This is a genomic window from Actinomadura sp. 9N407 (assembly GCF_044326315.1).
Classification (GTDB): Bacteria; Actinomycetota; Actinomycetes; order Streptosporangiales; family Streptosporangiaceae; genus Spirillospora.
In genome coordinates this window covers 1-19,523 of sequence record NZ_JBIRAW010000009.1, presented here as the reverse complement: position 1 = coordinate 19,523, position 19,523 = coordinate 1, and the positions used below count along the sequence as shown (strand labels likewise).

18 protein-coding genes are annotated in these 19,523 nt (G+C 70.5%); 14 read left to right on the top strand and 4 right to left on the bottom strand.

The annotated features are described in order from the left end of the window. Positions 1-168 precede the first annotated feature (168 nt). The 4 genes from ACH34Q_RS16040 to ACH34Q_RS16025 all read left to right on the top strand — a co-directional run bounded on the left by ACH34Q_RS16040 (position 169) and on the right by ACH34Q_RS16025 (position 2,127). The gene (locus ACH34Q_RS16040; RefSeq protein ID WP_395983731.1) at positions 169-291 is read left to right on the top strand and encodes a hypothetical protein; all 123 of its coding nucleotides are present in this window, start codon (positions 169-171) and stop codon (positions 289-291) included. Further along, a complete protein-coding gene (locus tag ACH34Q_RS16035) occupies positions 276-410 on the top strand; it encodes a DUF4158 domain-containing protein (RefSeq protein WP_395983730.1) in 135 nt (44 codons plus the stop codon). Before ACH34Q_RS16040 ends, ACH34Q_RS16035 begins: the two co-directional genes overlap by 16 nt. A gap of 332 nt (positions 411-742) precedes the next feature. After that, positions 743-1,069: a nitrilase-related carbon-nitrogen hydrolase gene (locus ACH34Q_RS16030; protein WP_395983729.1), complete on the top strand. Its 327-nt coding sequence runs from the start codon at positions 743-745 to the stop codon at positions 1,067-1,069. A 743-nt stretch (positions 1,070-1,812) separates the two neighbouring features. Beyond that, on the top strand, positions 1,813-2,127 hold the full coding sequence (locus ACH34Q_RS16025; RefSeq protein ID WP_395983998.1) for a Tn3 family transposase: 315 nt from the start codon (positions 1,813-1,815) through the stop codon (positions 2,125-2,127). Between the two features lie 44 nt (positions 2,128-2,171). Here the strand turns inward: ACH34Q_RS16025 and ACH34Q_RS16020 are convergent, their stop codons facing one another. After that, positions 2,172-5,429: a BTAD domain-containing putative transcriptional regulator gene (locus ACH34Q_RS16020; RefSeq protein ID WP_395983728.1), complete on the bottom strand. Its 3,258-nt coding sequence runs from the start codon at positions 5,427-5,429 to the stop codon at positions 2,172-2,174. Between the two features lie 86 nt (positions 5,430-5,515). On the opposite strand from ACH34Q_RS16020, the gene ACH34Q_RS16015 reads away from it, so the two are divergent. The 5 genes from ACH34Q_RS16015 (at position 5,516) to ACH34Q_RS15995 (ending at position 8,882) form a co-directional block, all read left to right on the top strand. Beyond that, positions 5,516-6,154, top strand: a complete 639-nt coding sequence (locus ACH34Q_RS16015; protein ID WP_395983727.1) for a hemerythrin domain-containing protein — start codon at positions 5,516-5,518, stop codon at positions 6,152-6,154. 40 nt (positions 6,155-6,194) lie between these two features. Beyond that, positions 6,195-6,623 (top strand): DUF4267 domain-containing protein, encoded by a 429-nt coding sequence (locus ACH34Q_RS16010; RefSeq protein ID WP_395983726.1) that lies wholly within the window; start codon positions 6,195-6,197, stop codon positions 6,621-6,623. A gap of 69 nt (positions 6,624-6,692) precedes the next feature. Beyond that, on the top strand, positions 6,693-8,003 hold the full coding sequence (locus ACH34Q_RS16005; RefSeq protein ID WP_395983725.1) for an FAD-binding oxidoreductase: 1,311 nt from the start codon (positions 6,693-6,695) through the stop codon (positions 8,001-8,003). A 271-nt stretch (positions 8,004-8,274) separates the two neighbouring features. Continuing rightward, entirely contained in the window at positions 8,275-8,808 is a 534-nt protein-coding gene (locus ACH34Q_RS16000) for a DUF2871 family protein (protein ID WP_395983997.1), read from the top strand. After that, on the top strand, positions 8,751-8,882 hold the full coding sequence (locus tag ACH34Q_RS15995; protein WP_395983996.1) for a helix-turn-helix domain-containing protein: 132 nt from the start codon (positions 8,751-8,753) through the stop codon (positions 8,880-8,882). Before ACH34Q_RS16000 ends, ACH34Q_RS15995 begins: the two co-directional genes overlap by 58 nt. A 174-nt stretch (positions 8,883-9,056) precedes the next feature. Here the strand turns inward: ACH34Q_RS15995 and ACH34Q_RS15990 are convergent, their stop codons facing one another. Together ACH34Q_RS15990 and ACH34Q_RS15985 are read right to left on the bottom strand one after the other, a co-directional pair. Next, the gene (locus ACH34Q_RS15990) at positions 9,057-10,529 is read right to left on the bottom strand and encodes a S1 RNA-binding domain-containing protein (protein ID WP_395983724.1); all 1,473 of its coding nucleotides are present in this window, start codon (positions 10,527-10,529) and stop codon (positions 9,057-9,059) included. Positions 10,530-10,764: 235 nt separating this feature from the next. Then, complete coding sequence (locus tag ACH34Q_RS15985) at positions 10,765-12,093, bottom strand: tyrosine-type recombinase/integrase (RefSeq protein ID WP_395983723.1); 1,329 nt, start codon at positions 12,091-12,093, stop codon at positions 10,765-10,767. A gap of 261 nt (positions 12,094-12,354) precedes the next feature. Here ACH34Q_RS15985 and ACH34Q_RS15980 point away from each other — a divergent pair, with 261 nt between their 5' ends. Beyond that, the gene (locus ACH34Q_RS15980) at positions 12,355-13,554 is read left to right on the top strand and encodes a hypothetical protein (protein WP_395983722.1); all 1,200 of its coding nucleotides are present in this window, start codon (positions 12,355-12,357) and stop codon (positions 13,552-13,554) included. A gap of 174 nt (positions 13,555-13,728) precedes the next feature. On the opposite strand, the gene ACH34Q_RS15975 is transcribed toward ACH34Q_RS15980, so the two are convergent. Further along, positions 13,729-15,066, bottom strand: coding sequence for a PLP-dependent aminotransferase family protein (locus ACH34Q_RS15975; protein WP_395983721.1), 1,338 nt, complete (start codon positions 15,064-15,066; stop codon positions 13,729-13,731). A 91-nt stretch (positions 15,067-15,157) separates the two neighbouring features. Here ACH34Q_RS15975 and ACH34Q_RS15970 point away from each other — a divergent pair, with 91 nt between their 5' ends. The 4 genes from ACH34Q_RS15970 (at position 15,158) to ACH34Q_RS15955 (ending at position 19,474) form a co-directional block, all read left to right on the top strand. Continuing rightward, a complete protein-coding gene (locus ACH34Q_RS15970) occupies positions 15,158-16,330 on the top strand; it encodes an MFS transporter (protein WP_395983720.1) in 1,173 nt (390 codons plus the stop codon). Next, positions 16,327-16,971, top strand: coding sequence for an HAD family hydrolase (locus ACH34Q_RS15965; protein ID WP_395983719.1), 645 nt, complete (start codon positions 16,327-16,329; stop codon positions 16,969-16,971). The genes ACH34Q_RS15970 and ACH34Q_RS15965 overlap by 4 nt, the downstream gene beginning before the upstream one ends. A gap of 419 nt (positions 16,972-17,390) precedes the next feature. Further along, on the top strand, positions 17,391-17,894 hold the full coding sequence (locus tag ACH34Q_RS15960; RefSeq protein ID WP_395983718.1) for a cupin domain-containing protein: 504 nt from the start codon (positions 17,391-17,393) through the stop codon (positions 17,892-17,894). A 77-nt stretch (positions 17,895-17,971) separates the two neighbouring features. Continuing rightward, the gene (locus tag ACH34Q_RS15955; protein ID WP_395983717.1) at positions 17,972-19,474 is read left to right on the top strand and encodes an MFS transporter; all 1,503 of its coding nucleotides are present in this window, start codon (positions 17,972-17,974) and stop codon (positions 19,472-19,474) included. The last annotated feature ends 49 nt before the right edge of the window (positions 19,475-19,523 follow it).

Sequence of the window (19,523 nt, the reverse complement as noted above, 5' to 3'; positions counted from 1 at the left end):
CATCGCTTTGCGGCATGCAAGCGCCGTGACTCCTCCGGCCACGGGGAACATCGGTACAGGGGTTATCGGTGAGAACGATCATGGCCGTCCAGCACAGTGATCCACGTCGCCGCTGGGGTTCGGTGAAACGCCTCCGGGCCCGGCCCGGGACTGGCTACGGTCCGGCTCGTGCCGGTGGAATTTCTGAGCGATGAGCAGGCCGAGGTGTACGGGACGTTCGCCGAGGAGCCGACGAGGCCCGAGTTGGAGCGGAGCGGTTCTTCTTCCTGGACGACGTGGACCGCGACCTGATCGCCCTGCGGCGGACGGAGCATCACCGGCTCGGCTTCGCGCTCCAGATGTGCACGGTTCGGTACGTCGGCCTGTTCCACCCGGTGCCTGGGGGACCCGATTTTGCAGGTGAGAAATGACTCCACCTGGCGGGCCTGCTGCGACGGATCGAGCCCGTGCCGGGGCAGAGCCTGTTTCTGAACTCTGGGACTCGCGAGCGCATCCCGTCCGCCGGCCCCCTCTCTGTCCGCCTGGGGTGAGACGTCTCGTTCTGCGGGGTCAGCCTGAGAGGGCACGACAGGAGAATCGCCCCGTATGCCAAGCACTGAGCCCGTCGGGTCCGGAGCGGCGTGGTGTGGTAAGACGGAGCCGATCGTGGCGCGAACAATTCACCGAAGGCGACGGCCCGGCTGCTGGGCAGTGCAGTCGGATCGCCCCACGGGTGTCGGGGCTGTGCCGCACAATGAGTCGCATGACAAGACTTCGCATCGCGCTTGCCAACCTCGAAATTCCCGAGGATCCAGAAGACTCCGTGGTGCGAGCCGAGCGCGCGGTCAGAGCCGCTGCTGCTGCCGACGCGCGTATCGTGTGCTTCCCGGAAGCGTACGTGCCGGGCTACCCATGGCCGCCGCAATCGCGTAAGGCCGTGAGCGCCAACTTCTTGGAAGCTGCGCACGAGCGCATCGCCCAGGCCGCGCGGGAGAGCCACATCTACGTGGTGCTCGGTACGGAGCGGTACGTTTCCGACAAGCCACGTCTGACGTCAGTGCCGCACGGCCCACAGATACGGACGCCTTGATGAAGGGGGCCTCCGAGGCAGCTGACCCAGCCTGGCGGGGAACGATCACACACCTAACGGGAAACGACCTGCAAAAGGGCCGAGGCGTCCCTGATCGGAGGAACTCGTGAACACCCGGGCGTGCGCGTCAACGCCTCGCCGGCCGGGCAAAAGGGCGCCGACGTGCCCGGCCCCGTACGGGGGCAGCCGGAATACGCCAGAAAGGGATCACGGTCCAGCGTTGTGGCTGGTTGATCGTCAATTCGGGTTGGTCGGCGGCCCGTGATGCGTCGGCGTCGGCGGTGCAGACCTCGATCGAGAAGCTGACGTGGTCCCGCAACATCGACGCGCACCTGCTGGATCTGTCGATGCTGCCGAACGAGCGGCGCCGCTTCCTGGCCCAGGTGGCGCGCCGCTCTACCAACCAGGGCTGGAGCGGCGCGGGGACCGTAAGTTCCCGATCCTTTGAGGTTCGTCGCTCAGGCTTCGGTGGATCAGCTGGACGAGGTCTCGGGGATGTGTGGGTGCCGGGGTCGCGCCGGTACGCCGATCCGCCATCTACCTGTACACGCCCGCGCAGTGGGTGCCCCGCCGCGACGACTACTGCCGGCTGGTCGGCAAGCCCACCTCCCCACCGCCGCGCTGGCGCAGGGGAAGGAGGAGTTGCACGCCGCGCTGGAGGAGTTGGAGCAGACGCTGGCGGGCGCCCCTTCGGACGACACCGGCACGGTCCGCCTCGACGATAACGACGCGCTGGTGGTGACCTGCACTACGCCCAGCAGGGCGCCATCACCAAACCGCACCTGGAGCAGCAGACCGAGCATGCCCGGTGCCTGACCGTGTTGGCCAACGCCGTGGTGGCTTGGACGACCGAGTACTACTCCCGCGCTGTCCTGGAGTTGCGCGCCCAGGGTCGCGAAGTGCCCGACGAGGTCCTGGCCCACATCTCACCGGACCGCAGCGACAACATCAACTTCTTCGGCGTCATCAACGTCGAAGCCGAACTCGCCAAACTCGATGGCGCCGGCTGGCGGCCGCTCCGCCCGGCACAACTCCGTCGGCTCGGCCTCACACCCTGATCTGGACGCCGGACGCTGCAGATGTGCGGCGCCGTAGGCAGAGGCTAGGTGGTCGTTCGCGACCGGGCCTCGGCGGCCCAGTGGGGCGCGTTCCAGTGGTCGGCGATGGTGGCGGCCTGAGCGAAGTGGGCGGCGGCCTGGTGGTCGCGGTCGAGGAGGACGGCCAGCTCGCCGAGGGTGTGTGCGACCGGGCGCAGCGCCAGCGACAGGCTCGTGGCGCCCGCCGGGGGGCCGTCGCGGTGAGGAAGCAGCGTCGCGTAGATCTCCTCGGCCGCGGCGCGGTCTTCCAGGGCGATGGCGGCCATCGCGCGGAGGGTCGTGAGGAAGGTGAAGAAGTAGTCGGGCCGGATCGGGGCGGCGGTACGTACCTGGCGCGCTTCGGTGATCAGGCCGTGGCCGTGCAGGGCCAGGGCCAGCAGGTCGGAGGCGATCGGGCCGGCCGCCTCGTGGAGAGCGCGCACCTCGTCGAGGTGCTCGCCGAGCGTGCCGTCGTTCATCCACGTCGCGGCCAGCGCGAAGCCGAGGAAGCCGGAGGAGTGCAGGGATCCGGCGCGCCGCATGCCGTTGGCGGCCTGGGTGTAGAGCCGTTCGGCGTCGGCGAACCGGCCCTCGATGAGGGTCAGCGTCGCCAGTGCCACTTCGGCGACGCCTGTCGCCTCGGGCATCAGGTACGTGCGCGCGTGGTCGAGGGCCTCGGTGGCCACTCGGCGCATGGTGGCCGGGTCGTTGGCCTCGGCGGCGGCACAGGCATGGTTGAGCAGGCCGGTGACGCGGTAGGCGGGCACGCCGTGCTCCACGCCGATCGCCACCAGTTCGCGGCAGAGTTCGGCGCGTCCGGACGGTCCACCGACGCCGCGGGCCAAGATTCCGAGCGCCGCCGCCCGCAGATGGGGCCCGGTGGCGAGGTCGAGCGCCTCGCGGGCCGCCGCCGACACGGTGGGGTCGTCCTCGCCGGCCAGTTCGTCGGCGTAGGCGGTGAGCAGGCGGCTGCGTACCTCTGGAGCCAGGTCGGTACGCTCGAGCAGGCGGCTCAGCCGGTCGACGATGGGCCGGTCCACCGTGCCGTACGGGCGCGACTGCCATGGCGTCGGCTCGGTCCAGGCGGTGAATGCGGCGATCATCAGGTCCTCGCGGCCTAGAGACTCGGCGTACTCGACGGCCTGCCGACGGGTCCGGCGGGCGGCGGCCAAGGCGCCGGCCCGGATCTGCGCCCGCAGCAGCCTGCCGTGCAGGTCGACGCGTTCCTGTGGGACGGTGGAGTTCGCGATCGCGTCAGTGAGGAGATCGGCTGCGACGTCGTGGGCGTAGCGCGCCTCGGCAAGCTCGGCGGCCTGGACGCAGTAGCCGACGGCCTTCGGTGAGCCGGCGCGCGCGTAGTGGTGGGCCAGCGCCGTGATGTCGTCGGTGCCTTCCAGAGCGGCGGCGATCCGGGCGTGCATCCGGGTGGCACGCAATCTGCTGACGTCGGCGACGAGCGTGTCCCTGACGAGGGCGTGGACGAAGCGGATGTGGCCTGGGCCGGGCTCGTCGAGGAGCCCGGCGATGACGCCCGCGTCCAGCGCGTCCAGCACGCCGTCCTCGTCGGTGTCGGCGGCCTTGACCAGGACGTCCACTGAGCTTTCCCGGCCCGCGACAGCGGCGAGCCGGAGGATGGACACGCCGCCTTCGGGCAGCCGTGCGAGCCGGCGGCGCAGGACGTCCCGTACGCCTTCGGGGACCTCGGAGAGGGCGACCAGCGCGCCTTCGCCGTTCAGCAGCCGGGCGCTTTCGCGCACGTAGAACGGGTTGCCGCCGGTGCGCTCGGCGATCCCCGCGATGGTCTCCTCGTCGGCCTCGCATTCGGTCCGTACGAGCTCCGCGACGGCCTCGCCGTTCAGCCCCGGCAGCGCCAGGCGGCGGGGCGCGGCGCGCGCGAGGGAGGCGAGTGTCTCGGTGAGGTGCCCACTCTCGTCCGCGCGGTACGCGGCGACGACCAGGATCGGGGCCCGCATGCCGAGGCCGCCGCCGAGCAGCTCCAGCGTGGCGGCGTCCGCCCAGTGCAGGTCGTCCAGCACGACGGCGACCGGGCGTTCCGTGGCGACCGCCGCCAGCCACTTCCACACGGCCTGGCGCAGCCGGAACCGTCCCGCGGTGGCGTCCTCGTCCGCCGGTCCCGTGTCGGTGAGCAGCGGCGCGAGGTCGTCCGCGAACGCGCCCGGGGACGTGGTCGCGGCGACGGCTCCCAGCGCCTCAGTCCAGGCCCACGCGGGCGGCGCGCCGTCGACCTCGGGGCAGCGGCCGGCGGCGACCAGCCACCCGTCACGTTCGAGCCGCCTGCCGAGGTGTTCCAGCAGCGTCGACTTGCCGAGCCCGGCCTCGCCGGTGACAAGGGCGATGCGGGCGCCGTCGGCGGCGGCCTCGGCGGCGGCCGTGACCAGTGCCGACAGCTGTGCCTGGCGTCCGACGAACGGCGCCTCGATGATCGGAGCCGGCCGCGGCAGCGGTACGGTCGGCGGTGGCGGAGGCACGGTCTCGCGCATGACGTCCGTGCGCTGGGTGAGGATCGCCTCCTCCAACGCCGTCAGATCCGGGCCGGGGTCGAGCCCGAGCTCCTCGGCGAAGATGCCGCGGGCGCGGCGGAGCGTCGCCAGCGCGTCGGCTTGGCGGCCGCTGCTCCACAATGCCAGGGCGTGCAGCCGCCAGCCTTCCTCGCGGAGGGGCTCGTCGCGGGTGAGCCGGTCGGCCTCGGGAACCACCGCGGCGGGGTCGCCGATGCGCAGACCCGCCGCGACGTGCAGTTCGGTGGCGACCAGGCGCAGCTCGTTCAGCCGGGCCGTCTCGGCGGCGGCCCACGGCTCGTCGGCGACCTCGGCGAACGCCGGTCCCTGCCATAGTCCGAGCGCCTCGGCGAGCCGAGCCCGGGCGACGCGCGGGTCGCTGTCCGTACGGGCCTGGTCGAGCAGCTCCTCGAACCGCCACGCGTCCACCGACTCCGGCGGCAGCCGCAGCGCATAGCCGGGCGGCGCGCTCACCAGCAGCCGGGCCGGCGTGCGCGGCGGACGTCCGGGCTCCAGCAGCCGGCGCAGGTTGGACACGTACGCCTGCAAGGACATCAGCGCCCGCGCGGGCGGCTCCCCGCGCCACAGATTCTCGATCATCCGGTCGACCGGCACGACCTGCCCACGCGCCGCCACCAGCAAGGCCAGCACACCCCGCTGCCGCGGCCCGCCCAGGTGCACGGACTCACCGTTCACCTCGGTCGCGAACGCGCCCAGCACCCGGATGAAGACCATGATCCGCACATCGTATGCGGACGGTTCCAAGTCGGCTCCAAGTCCCCTCCAAACACCCGGGAGCAGCCTGAACACGTCGCAACCGACCAGTCGCAATCCAACAGGGGCAGGAACAGATGAGCGTCAACACCCAGGATATGGAGATCATCCACCGCGTGCTCCGCCGTGAGTCACGGCTGCTGGCGGAGCTCGTCGCGGCCGTCGCCCCGGGTGACACCGCTCGCGCCAAGGTGATCGCCGACCACTTCCGCGTCTACCGGCTGGGCCTGAAGAACCATCACGAGGGCGAGGACGAGCTGCTGTGGCCGCCGCTCCTTTCCCGGGTGGACCTGGAGGCCGACATCGTGCTGCGCATGGAGGCCCAGCACGAACAGGTCGCGGCCACCCTGACCAGGCTGGACGCCGCGGTCCCCGCCTGGGAGGCCACCGCGGGCGCCGACGAACGCGACGCCCTCGTGGCCGCCCTCACCGAGCACCGCGCGGTCCTGCTGGAACACCTCGACGACGAGGAGGCCACCCTCCTCCCGCTCGCGGCCAAGCACATCACCGAACAGGAATGGGCCTCCCTGGGCGACCACCTGGTGAACAACACTCCCAAGCTCACCCTGCTCACGCTCTTCGGCGCCGTCCTGGAAGAGGCGAATTCGGCCGAGCGCGCCATCGTCCTCAGCGGCCTCCCCGCCCCGGTCCGCGCCATCTGGCACGTCATCGGCCACCCCCGCTACGCCCGCCACATCCGCCGCGTCCGCGGCTGAACCCCGCCCCGACCCGTCTGAACGTCAAAGGAGAAGAACCATGTCGCTGAAGAACATCAACACCGTCCTGGCCACCGCCAGCGTCCTGTTCACCGTCTACCTCGGGACGTCCTTCGTCCTGCCCCTCGAGTCGTCCTTCCCGGGCCTGCCGAACTGGCCCTCTGGCGACGGCGGCTTCAACATCGTGAAGGGCAGCCGCGAAATCGCGATGGGCCTGGCCATGGGCGTCCTGCTGGTGACGGGCCACCGCCGCGCCCTGGGCTGGGTCCTGCTGATGGTGGCCGTCGCCCCGTTCGGCGACATGATCAATGTCCTGGCCCACCACGGCTCCACCGCCGCCGCGTTCGGCATCCACGGCCTGACCTCAGCCCTGATCGCGGTCACGGGCCTGCTGATCCTCCGCGAGACCAGCAAGGCCCGCAAGGCCCAGGAGGCCGCCGCCCCAGCGCCCGCCGCGCAGCCCGCCTGACGCCCGCACACCCCGAAGGGATTCACGGTGTTCCTTCGCATTTTCTGAGAACTCGAAAGGGAGACGACAATGACGATCAACGATCTGCGCGGTGTCCTCAAGGGGCGCGTGCTCCTGCCCGATGACGACGGCTTTGAACAGGCGGCCACCGCGTGGAATCTGACCGTCAGGCAGCCCGTGGCGGCCGTGGCGGAGGCCGCGGATGCCGATGACGTGGCGGCGCTCGTGCGTTACGCGCGGCGGGCGGGTATGACGGTGACCGCGCAGCCGAGCGGGCACGGCGCCTCGGGTGACGTGGAAGGCCTGATCCTGCTGCGTACCGGCCTGCTGAACGAGGTGGAGGTACGCGCCAAGGAGCGCGTGGTCCGGGTGGGCGCGGGCGTGAAGTGGGGGCAGATGCTGGCGGCGGCCGGACCGCTGGGTCTGACCGGCCTGTCCGGCAGCGCGCCGGGGGTCAGCGTGACCGGCTACACCCTGGGCGGTGGAGTCGGCTGGTTCAGCCGCAAGTACGGCTTCGCCTCCGACAGCGTGCGGGCCATCGACATCGTGGACGCCGATGGCGAGCCGGGCCGGGTGACCGCCGAGTCCGATCCCGAGCTGTTCTGGGCGCTGCGCGGCGGTGGCGGGGACTTCGCAGTGGTGACCGCCCTCGAACTCGAGCTGTATCCCGCGCCAGTCCTGTACGGCGGGCGCGTGATCTGGCCGGAGCACCGGACCAGGGAGGTGTACGACGCGTTCCTGGAGATCACCGCCGAGGCGCCGCGTGAACTCAGTGTCTGGATCAACCGGCTCCAGCCACCCGGCGCGCCGCCGATGGTGACGCTGGATCTGGCCTACTTGGGTGGGCCGGCTCAGGGGGAGGACCTGCTGGTGCGCATCGACAAGATCGAGGGCGCGATCTCCGACAGCCGCGGCGTCGTCCCGGTCGCCGACCTGGGCGACATCACCGCCGAGCCCACCGATCCGGCCCCATCCATCGCTCGTGCGGAGCTGCTCACCGGCCTGGACGCGGACGCGGTGGAGCTCCTGCTGGCCAAGCCGGTCGAACCGCTCATCAACGTGCAGATCAGGCACCTGGGCGGGGCGCTCGCCGAGCCGGGCGGCGGGGCCGGTGCGAGCGGCGCGGTGGCTGAGCCGTACCTGCTCGGCCTGCTGGGTCTCGGCCTTCCGCACGCGGCCGATGCGACGCGCGCCAAGCAGGCCGAGGTCGTGGCCGACCTGGAGGCCTACATCAGCGGCCGCAAGCCATACACCTTGCTGTCTCCTGGTGAGACGGTGGCGAAGTCCTTCTCCGCCAGCGCGCTCGCGCGGCTACGGGAGATCAAACGGGCCCGTGACCCGCACAACGTGTTCCGCGCGAACTACCCGGTGCCCGGATAGATCGGTTCCCAGCAGGTCACGGCCCCTCCGCCCACCGGGGCGGCGGGGCCGCACCGAACCCACGTGACAGATGTCGCCGCGAACACTGTGAAGGCACACCCACACAGGAATGACTCGCACAATGATGGGTTGTCACCTGAATTGACTGGTCACGGGCCTGGCCGGGTCGTGACCAGGCCGGAACTCTGAGGACCACTTGTGAAGAAGCTCTACTACGCTGCCCACACCTACATGATCGTCGGGCTGGTCAGCGGTCTCTACGTACCGTGAGATCACCAAGCTGAACGATTTCACCGGCGACTCCCAGCTCGGACTCGTCCACACCCACGTGCTCGCCCTCGGCATGCTCTTCTTCCTGATCGCCCTGGCGCTGGAGAAGCTGTTCACCCTGACGGCCGGCAGACTCTTCAATGCGTTCTTCTGGACCTACAACGCCGGCCTCGTGACCACCGTCGCCGTCATGACCGTCCGCGGCACACAGACGGTCCTCGGCCACCACACCCCCGAAGCAGCAGCCGCCATCGCCGGAATCGGCCACATCACACTCACCGCCGGCCTGATCTTCTTCTTCATCAACCTGGGCAAATGCATCGCCAAGGCCCTAGCGACCACCGATCTCGACACACAGCCACAGACGAGATGGAACGCGAACTCATCCACGAGCGCACCATGGACGGCCTCGCCGCCGCCAACGCCCAAGGCCGGTACGGTGGCCGGCCCGCCAAGGTCGACAACGACACCCTCGCCATCGCTCGCGCCCGCCGACAGCGCGGCGAATCGGTCACCGCGATCGCCCGGCACCTGAACATCGGCCGGTCCACCCTCTACCGTGCTCTCGCCCAAGACGACGACTCCGCCCAGGCGCCAACGTCGGCATAACAGGACCACATCACTCCTCGCCCGTCGGCGAGACCCGTGTTGCGCTCGACGTCACCGCAGGTCGCAGCTATATCCGTTGGAATTTTCGTCGTTGCTACCGGGCCCCATATCGGCTTCCGAAGTCCGGTTGCATGGATGTCCGTACGATCGTGCGCGCTGATCTTCCCTCAGCGCTCAGCGCGCGAGGGAGAGTTCGATTCTGCGCCGGGCGGCATCCACGTTGGTGATCTTCACGGTGAGCCGGTCACCGATCCGCGCGCGATCCCCCGCGAGTTCGGAGTTGGGCAGCAGGCCCTCCAAGCCGCGGGGTGTGTCTTCGATCCGGATGAGCACACCGAAGTCCATGATCTTGGTTACGGGGCCGGTGACGGTATGGCCGATCTGGTGCTGGAGCCCTGCCAATGGATCGTCCTGGAGCGCCTTGAGGGAGAGTGACACGCGTTCACGCACCATGTCGACGTCGAGGATCTCGGCGGTGATCTCCTCGCCGACGGCGACCACGTCGGAGGGATGATCGATGGGGCGCCAGGACAGTTCCGGAATGTTGATCATCGCGGTGATGCCGCCGATGTCGACGAACGCGACCCCGAAGTCGGCGATCTCGCTCACGGTGCCGGTGCAGACCTGGCCGCGGCGCAGACTCTTCAGGATGGACCAGTGGCGGTCACTGGGAGTCGGATCCGTTCGCCATCTGGCCCGCAGCGCGCCGTCGCTGTCGGGCAGTACGGCGGTGAAAAGGGCATGGCGTTCGTCCAGGTAGATGGACAGTATGGTCGCGGCGTGCGCGCCGGCGGCCACCGTGGCCAACTCCGCGAACCGGGTCTCGTCGGCGATGGTGCTGGTGATCTGTCCGTCCTCGTCCTCCCACACGAACTCGATCAGGCCCTCGTCGGGCAGGTCGCTGAGAACCGCGTCGATGTCACGAGACAGGTCCGGCCATACGGTGAGCTGAGAGCGAGGAGTGAGCCGGGTACGCAGCTCATCGAGGCCGTCCTCGGTGAGGCGGTGCCACCGCGAGGCGTTGCCGACGTAGATCTCCTCCAGGATCGCGGCTTGTCCCGTGGCGACGTACCAGCGCAGCCGGGCCCAGAACACCTCGTCTGCCGGCCGCTGCTCAACATCCTCATCATCGAGGTCGGCGTCGTAGGGGGATGCGTCCAGCCGTTCTGCGAACAGGCCGAGCGAGCGAGTCCGGGCCAATGCACCGTGGCAAGGCTCACTGCTGCCCACATAGAGGTACTGATCCCAACCGACGTGGACGGCGAACCTGCCCTCGATTTCCAGGCGGCACCATGCTCCATTGTCACGGAGCATGGCCCGGACCAGCTCCAGAGCGACCGGGACCGGCACAAGCGCTCCGTCGTGGAATCCGGTGAGGTCGAGTGGGAAGAGTTCGTCCAGGCCGTGGCCATCGACGGCAGGCTCCAACCCGAAGTGGACGAAGCCGGCGCCGATGTGCGGTTCGCGTATGGCCAGCTGGTGGATGCCGGTGGCCTCGGCGAACGCGGCCACGGCTTGTAGATGGGCGTCTTCGACCGGACCGTGGTCGCTGATCGCTTCTTCAACGCCGATATAGCTGCCCTGATCGTCGCGATCGGCGGGATCGTACTTGGTTATCCGGTAGACGTAAGGCAGCACGTTCGTCACTGCTGTCCAGACATCACGGCGATGGTGTACTTGCCGGTGCGTGCGTGCGGCCGCCCAGCGACAGGGCGATGCCGCGATTGACGAGGGTGTCGCCGCTGCGTACGGCTGCCAGGGCCGGGCCGTTCCCGGTGGGTGCCGGGGAGTCCCTTGTTGAGAAAGATGCCGGTCAACTCCTGTATTCGTCACGAGATCAGTGACAGAGCCGGCAGTGCGGCATTGACGATGCCGCAGCCGGTCAGGGCTCCTGATGGTAGGGCCCGCTCACACCGTCGAAGAGGGCGGCGGCCTGGTCGACGTGGGACGCGGCGCGCCGAGCCTGATGGCGGCGTTCCCAGTAGCCGATGGTGGTGGCGGGGTTGGCGTGGTCGGCGAATTCCTGCACGTCGGCGATCGGGATTTGGGCGTCGAGCATGTGGGTGATGCGGGAGGCCCGCCAGACGTGGGGGGTGAGGTCGCGGCCGGGGAGTACGGCGGCGGCTCGTCCCAGCCGGGTGCTGATCCGGTCGACGTCGTGCCGGTCCAGGCGGCGGCCGGCGGCATCGAGGAGCAGTGGCCCGCTGGTGCGGTCGCCGATGTGCCGCCTGAGTAGCAGCGCGCAGCGATCGGGGAGGGGCAGGGTGCGTGGTTTGTCGCCCTTGCGGGTGAGGTGGAGCAGGGCGCGCTCATTGTCGCCGGACAGGTCGGTGACGTTGGCGGCGCAGATCTCGGTGACGCGGCCGGCCAGGCTGTACAGCAGCATCACCACCAGCAGGTCCAGCTCGCCCGTTGCGCAGGCGGCCACCGCCTGGACCTGTGCGGGCTCCAGCACCGGAGTGGATGTGGCGGAGTGCCCGGACGGGATGTGGGGGCGGTCGTCCTGGGTGACGGGGTTGCGGGGCGGCGGGTCCAGCCGCCCGGCGGCGTAGGTGTGCAAGGAGGACAGGCACGCGACGTAGCGGGCGATGCTGCGCTTGGCGACGCCGGCGCCTTCTTGGCGTAGCCGCCACATCCGCACGTGTTCGCTGGTCAGGCAGCCGACGAAGAGGGCCTCATGGCCCAACTCGCGGGCCAGCGGCGCCCAAACGCGGCGCAGATCGTCGACGTAGGTGCGCTTGGTGGCGGTGCTGGCCCGGCGGGTGCTGCTGAGCCAGTCCAGCACCAGCGCGAACGTTTCGGGCGTGCAGGCGTCGGCCAGCAGTTCGATCCGGCGACGGTAGATCCGGCGGTGGCCGATCCGGTCGATCTGAACCTGGCCCAGGTCGGCGTCGAGTTTGGCCAACGCGTCGCCGGCCAGGGGCGTGCCGAACCGGGCCGGTGGTGCGGCGAGTCGCGCTGCCGCCACCGCACCGCCGCCGGAGACCGGCGCCGGTCCCGCCGGCGTGCCGTTCGGCCCGCCGCTTCGCCAGGCGGCGGGAGAAGCGCCGCGCAGCAGCGTGCCTTCCAGCGAGGGCTGCCCAGGGTCAAGGGCGTTCTCATCCGGTGCCGCGTCGCCTGCGGCCGGTGTTCCGGCCGGAGAGACGTAGGCGGCCCCGGACGGTGTGCCCACGCCGGCGATGGATCCCGGTGGTGAATCGGGCAGCGTCACGCTCGTGCTCCTGGGTGTCGAGGGCGGGGCATCCGGAACGCGGCGCGGGGGAGTGCTCGTCACCGTCCGCGTCGGCCGTTTCGTCACCTTTGCTCCCTCCTGGGGCGACCTGCGCCCTGAGACCCCAGGCGGGGGAGCGGTCAGCGACCTACAGACAGCGTAGCGCATAACCGCGATTATGCGCTGCTGGTATTTCTCGCAACGAGAATCAAAGAAAGCGATTTCATTGATCGAAACAAGAAATGATGAGACGCTGTGCGCGTGATCGACCAGGATGGGATGCCGGAGCGGCAAGAGACCGGGGAGACAGCGGCCGAGGGTGGTGGTGCAGAGCCGGGCGCGCCGGGACGGCGGCCGCCCGCCGACGCGGACCCGGCGGCGCCGTGGGGCCGGTGCAAGCACTGCGACACCGCACTGCCGCGGCCGCCCAAGGCCCGCGGACGCCGGCCCGAGTACTGCCCGCCCGAGCGCGACACCGATCAGCGCGTCCTCAAGGACTGCCAGGCCGAGGCCCATGCCGCCCACCGCAGCCCGTCGGCCGCCGCGGTGGCCGAGCCGCTGGCCGCGCTGCGCACGGTGCTTGCCGGGATGGCCACCGCGGCTCGCGACCGCGCCGCCCGTGAAACCCAGGCGGCCGACCGGCTGCAGCAGATCATCGACAGCGTCGTGGACCGCAACGGCCACCTGGAGCACCAGGCCGTCCAGGCCGAAGCCCGCGCCCGGCAGGCCGAGGCCGACCAGGCGCGTGCCGAGCAGGGCGAGGACACCGCGCGCGCCGACGCCGAGACGGCTCGCCGCGCAAGCCGGCAGGCCGAGGAACGCGCCGTGGCCGCCGAGGAGGTCGCCCGCGCCGCCCAGATCGCCGCCGAGGCGGCCCAGCAGACCGCCCGCGCTGAAGCCCAGGCCCGCAATGACGCCCAGCTGGCCGCCCAGATCGCGGCCGAACGCGCCGCCGACCAGCTGGCCACCACCGAACGACGCCTGACCGCCGCCGAACACGCCCTGGACCAGGTACGGCAAGAGCTGTCCGCCGCCGAGCAGGCGCACGCCCGCACTCGCACCGAACTGGACCAGCGCACCGGCCAGTTGGCCGCCACCCACGACCGGCTCACCGGCACCCTCCAGGAAGCGGCCGCCGCCCGTACCGAGTTGGCCGAGGCCCGCGCGGCGCTCACCGCGGCCGAGCACACCGCCCGTACCGCCACCACCCGCGCCGAACAAGCCGAGCAGCAGGCCGCAGCCGAACGTGACGCCGCCGCTCAGTCCGTCGCCGTCGCCCACCGCGACCGCGACACCGCCCGGCACGACCACATCACTCAAGCCGCCGAGCTACGCGCCCAGCTCACCGCGGTCACCGCCGAGCGCGACACCGCCCGCGCGGACGCCACCGCCCTGCTGGAACGCGCCATCCGCGCCGAGACCAGCACCGCAGGCATCCGCGCCGACCCTCAAAGCAGCTGAGCCAGATCCGATGAATCCGTGCATCCGGAGCCCAGGACCGCATCCGCTCCGCACTACTTCGCTCCTCAGGTACGTCAGGTACCGATCCGGTTCCGGTGGTTGATGGCGTCCATTCCCATCGAACCCCGCTAGAGCCAGGTTTGGTGCGGAAGAGGTGTCCTCGTCGGAGGGGGTTCAGAAGCAGGTGGTGAAGGCCGCTGTGAGGGCGTCCAGGGCTGCGGTGTAGGCGTGTTCTGGGGGGCGGCCGTAGCCGATGATGAGGCCCTGGTCGGGGGAGGGGAGGTCGCGGCGGTCGGAGAGGTAGCCGAGGGCGAGGTCGTGGGTCTCGGCGATGTCGCGGACTTCGGCCTCGGTGGGGCCGTCGGGAGGGAGGACGGCCAGGAGGTGCTGGCCGGCCGCGATGCCGGTCAGAGTGATGGGAAAGCCGGCGAGGCGGTGGCGGAGCTGGTCGCGGCGGCGGCGGTAGCGCTGCCGGGAGGCTCGGATGTGGCGGTCGTAGCCGTGCCGTGTGATCAGGTCGGCGAGGGCCAGCTGGCCGAGGTTCTCGGTGTGGTGGTCGGTGTGCAGTTTGGTGTCGGCGACCGGGTCGAGCAGCCTCGGAGGAAGGACCATCCAGCCGATGCGCAGCGCCGGGCCGAGCGTTTTGGACGTCGTTCCCAGGTAGGCGACGTTGTCGGGGCCGGCGGCTTGGAGCGCACCGACGGGCTTGCGGTCGTAGCGGAACTCCGCGTCGTAGTCGTTCTCGATGACCAGGCCGCCGGACGAGCGCGCCCAGTCCAGCAGGGTTCGCCGCCGGGCGGGATCGAGTGTGCGGCCGGTCGGGTACTGGTGGGCGGGAGTGACCTCGACCGCGTCCACGGCGAGAGTTCCCAGCAGGTCGGCGCGGGCGCCCAGTTCGTCGACCGGCAGCGGCATGACCTGCGGGCCGATCCGGCGGACCGCTTCGCGGTGCATCGGTACGCCGGGGTCCTCCATGGCGAAGGTCCCGCCGATGACGGTGGCCAGCAGGGTCAGGCCCTGCAGATACCCGTTGGTGATCACGATGGAGTCGGGGTGTGCCGCCACGCCCCGGGCTCGTCTCAGATACCCCGTCAGCGCGGCCCGCAGTTCGAGGCGGCCCCGGGGGTCTCCGTATCCGAACGCCTCGGCCGGAGCCGAGGTCAGGGCACGTCGCGACGACTCCTGCCACGCCGCCAGCGGGAACGCCGAGGCGTCCGGGCTCCCCGGCCGCAGGTCGTGCCGTGGCCGTTCCATCGGAGCGTGCCCGGCTGCGGGCACCGGCGCGGCTGGTGATGGCAGCGCCACCACGGTGCCTGAACCCTGCCGTGCGGTCAGATAGCCCTCGGCGATCAGCTGGTCGTAGGCCGCACGCACCGTGCCCCTCGCCAGGCCCAGATCCGCCGCGAGCCTACGGGTGGGTGGCAGACGGGTCCCGGTCGCCAGCCGTCCCGAACGCACCGCGTCCCGCAACGCCCGCTCCAGACCGACCCGCCGCCCATCGACGGGGTTCACTCCAGATGGAGGTCCAAGCCAGAATTGGGCCACTGATCTTCCATAGAAATGGACCATACCAGCGGCCCAATCTGCTCCTAGGGTCGTCCAGGTGGCCACAGCCGACACTCCGCGCGGCGTCTCCTCCGGGTCCGTTGCACTTCTCTCGACGGCCTATGGGCTGACCATCGCCAACCTCTACTACTGCCAGCCCCTCATCCCCGAGATCTCCCGATCATTCGGCCCGGATGCCGCCGGCCATCTCATCGCCGTGGGCCAACTCGGCTACGCCCTCGCGCTGGTCTTCGTCGTCCCGCTCGGGGATCTTCTGCCCCGCAGGCCCCTGGTCATCGTCCTGCTCTGCGCCGATGTCGCCGCCCTCGCCGTGACCGCGGCCGCCCCTACGCCCGGGATCTTGCTGGCCGCGGGAGTACTCATCGGGCTCACCTCCGCGGCCGTGGTCAACATCCTCATCCCCTACGCCACCACCCTGGCGGCACCTAGCGAACGGGGACGTGCGGTGGGGACGATGCTCACCGGCGGCCTGGCCGGCATTCTCCTGTCCCGTGTCATCGGCGGCCTGGTCGCCCAAGCCGCCGGCTGGAGGGCCCCGTTCGCCGGGGCCGCCATCGTCACCGCGGTCCTGGCCCTCATCCTGGCCCGGGTCATGGCGCCTGGCCCGCCCGAGCTGGCACTTCCCTACGGTGCCCAGCTCCGGGCCACGTTCCGGCTCGCCATGACCCATCGGGTGCTCCAACGCCGCGCCTTCATCGGCGCCTGCTCCTTCGCCGGGTTCGGTGTCTTCTGGTCGACCGTCGCCCTGCGCCTGGCTCAACCTCCCTACGGGTACGGGCCCGCTCAGATCGGGCTGCTCGCCCTGGCAGGGATCGCCGGCGCATGCGCCGCCCGCCTCATCGGCCGCGCCGCCGACCGAGGTGATGCCCTACGGCTCACCCGGACCGCCTTGATGCTCGGCGCCTGCTCCTTCGCCGCCCTGTGGGCCGGCGGCCGGCACCTGGCCTGGCTCCTCATCGGGCTGGTCGCCATGGACACCGCCCTCCACGCGGTTCACCTGCTCAACATGAGCGCCGTCTACGGCATCGACGAGGCCCGCGCACGCCTCGCCTCGGTCTACATGACCACCTACACCCTCGGCGGAGTGGCCGGCGCCGCCGCCGGACCCATCGCCTACTCCTACGGCGGCTGGACCGCGACGTGCCTGCTCGGCGCCGTACTCCTGACCACCGCTCTGGTCACGACCATCGCCCGAACGGACGGCCCATGAAACCCCAGCTGATCATCTTCGACAACGACGGCGTCCTGGTCGACAGCGAACCCATCGCCCACCGCGTCCTGTCGGGATACCTCACAGAACTGGGCTACCCCTTCACCTTGAAGGAGTCCTACCGCTACTTCCTGGGCAACGCCGCCCGCACCGTCCACACGGTCGTCGCGGACAGATTCGCCGGCACCCTGCCCCCGGACTTCACCGACCGGCTCCACGAACGGGTCTTCGCCGCCTTCCGGCAAGGGCTGGACGCCATCCCGGGAGCTTCCCTCGTGCTCTCCGTACTACGACAACGCGGCATCCCCTACTGCCTGGCATCCTCCTCAGACCACGCCTGGATCGACCTCACCCTCGAACGAACCGGCCTGCGCCCCCACCTGCCGCCCGGCGCGATCTTCAGCGCCCAGGACGTCGGCGGCATCGGCAAACCCGCCCCCGACCTGTTCCTCCATGCCGCGAACACCATCGGCACCGCCCCACGCGATTGCCTCGTCGTCGAGGACAGCCCCAACGGGGTCGAAGCAGCCCGAGCCGCAGGCATGCCCGTCCTCGCCTACACCGCCCTCACCCCCGCGACCAGGCTCACCGGAGCGACGTCCTCCATCACCCACCTGACCGACATCCTCGACCACCTCTGACAGTGAATCTGAACCAGCAGAAAGCCCTGCTCAACTGATCACCATTCCGCGCAGGGCCATCGGCGAGCCAGATGGCCCCGCCCTGGACATCGTGGACGTGGTCCGGCAGGTGGTGGCCGGGGGCTGGCCCATCACCGCCGACCAACTCGCCGCCCTGTCGCCGTACCTGCGCTCCCACATCACCCGGTTCGGGGCCTAGTGGCCGAGCTGGCGAGCGCGAGCCCGCCACCCGCGACACGGGGCTTGGAGCGCCGCATATCTGTGGTGGCGGCCGCGTTCAACGCCCTCCCAGGACGCGAAATTGACCCATGACTATTGCCATTGAATGAACCATGTAATGGGTCTTTGTGCGCCGTAGATTCGTCGGTGTCAGCAAGAAGGGCCTGGTGAGAAGCCGGGCCGGACACCCAGGAGAACCCATGAACGCTGTTACGAACCAGCCGACCGCCCCCGTCTTGGTCCGCGCCACGGACGCCGAGTCCCTGCAGGACGGCGCGACAAGTCTGATCACGCTGCTGGCCGACGCGGGTGCGACCGGCGGCGCGCTCACCGCCAACAAGGCCACCTTCCAGAAGGGGTCGCCGGGCGCTCCCGCGCATTTCCACACCAAGGCCACCGAGATGTTCTTCGTCCTGGACGGCACGATGCGCATTCTGGTGGACGAGAAGATCGTGATCTTGGGCAAGGGCGATTTCCTCACCGTCCCGCCGACCGTGCCGCACGCGTTCGCGCCCGCTCCCGGTAGTGAGGCCGAGATGCTGGTGGTCTTCACCCCCGGCCTGCACCGCTTCGACTACTACCGGCTGCTGGAGCGCGTCTACCGGGGCGAGGCCACGGTGCAGGACATCCGTGACAGCTCGCAGCAGTACGACAACCACTATTTCGACAGCCCCGTGTGGGCCAAGGCGCTCGCCCAGCGCTGAACCCGCAGCCGGGCCGTGTGTCCCAGCGGCCCGGCCCGGCGCCACTCCCCGTACCTTCTCCGGAAAGCAGTCTCCTCATGCCCTCGACCATGCCCCAGGCGCCCCGGCGGCGCCGCCCGGGAGCGATCCTGGCGCTGCTGGCGTTCGCGCAGTTGATCATCTCGATCGACTACAACATCGTGTACGTCGCGCTGCCGGAGATCGGTTCCGGCCTCGGCTTCTCCGCACAGCACCTGCAGTGGGTGATCAGCGCGTACGCCGTCGCGTTCGGTGGCTTCCTGCTGCTCGGCGGGCGGGCGAGTGATCTGCTCGGACCGCGGCGGATGTTCGCCGTCGGGCTCGTGCTGTACGCGGTCTCCTCGCTGCTGGGCGGACTGGCCGAGTCGGCCACCGTGCTGGTCGCGGCCCGGGCCGCGCAGGGGGTCGGTGGCGCGTTCCTGTTCCCCGCGACACTCACCCTGGTCTCCACGAAGTTCGCCGAGGGACGCGAGCGCAACCGGGCGTTCGCGGTGTGGGGCACGGCGGGCGGCAGCGGGATGATCCTCGGCTCGCTGCTCGGGGGCGTGCTGACGCAGGCGTTCGGCTGGGAGTCGGTGTTCTTCGTCAACGTGCCCCTCGCCGGTGCCGCCGCGCTGCTCGCCTTCGTGTTGATCGCACCGGACGCGCCGCGTGCCGGCGGCCGCTCGATGGACGTCGCGGGGGCGCTGACCTCGACGATCGGTATCACGGCCGTGGTGTTCGCCCTGGTGCAGGGACCGGAGTCCGGATGGCTGTCGCCCGCCGTGCTGGCCACCGCGCTCGCGGGCGCGGTCCTCTTCGCGGTGTTCGTCGTGGTCGAACGGCGTAGCGCCGACCCGCTGCTGCCGCTGCGCCTGTTCACCAACCGCAACCTGAGTGTGGGAACGGTCGTCACGTTCTTGTACATGGGCACCTTCGGCACCCTGCTGTACTTCCTGACCGTGTACTTCCAGGGCGTGCACGGCTACGACGCGCTGACCACCGGGCTGGCGTTCCTGGTGCCGATGGCCGCCATCGCGGTCGGCTCGCAGACCGCGGGCAGGCTGGCCACCCGGCACGGGATCCGCCCGGTGCTGGTCACCGCGCTCGCGGTGGGCGGCCTCGGCGCTGTGATCGTCGCCGCGACGATGGCGACCGGTGCCTCGTACGTCGCGCTGATCCCCGGCCTGGTCGTGCTCGGGATCGGCCAGGGCGCCGGGTACACCCTGATGTTCGGCGCCGCCGCGCTCGGGGTGGCCGCCGAAGACCAGGGCATCGCCTCGGGCGTCGCCTCCACCAGCCAGCAGGTCGGCGGCGCGGTCGGCCTGGCGCTGCTGGTGGCGGTCGCCAACGCGGGCCTGGATGGACTCGGCGGCCAAGCGCTGCGCGCCGCGACGACCGACGGGCTGCGCACCGCGATGTTGATCGCGGCGGCGGGCATCGCGGCGACCGCACTGGTCGCACTCGGCCTACGCAAACCCAGCATCAAGCAGAACACCGAGCAGGTCACCGAGCGCGAAGCGCAGGCTGGCGGCCGCCCGGCCGTGCGCGAACCCGGCGCAGACAACGATCTGGTCTGGTGAAGCAGACACACCACGCGTCCGTGCGAGGTACTCGGCCAGCGCGCGCCGC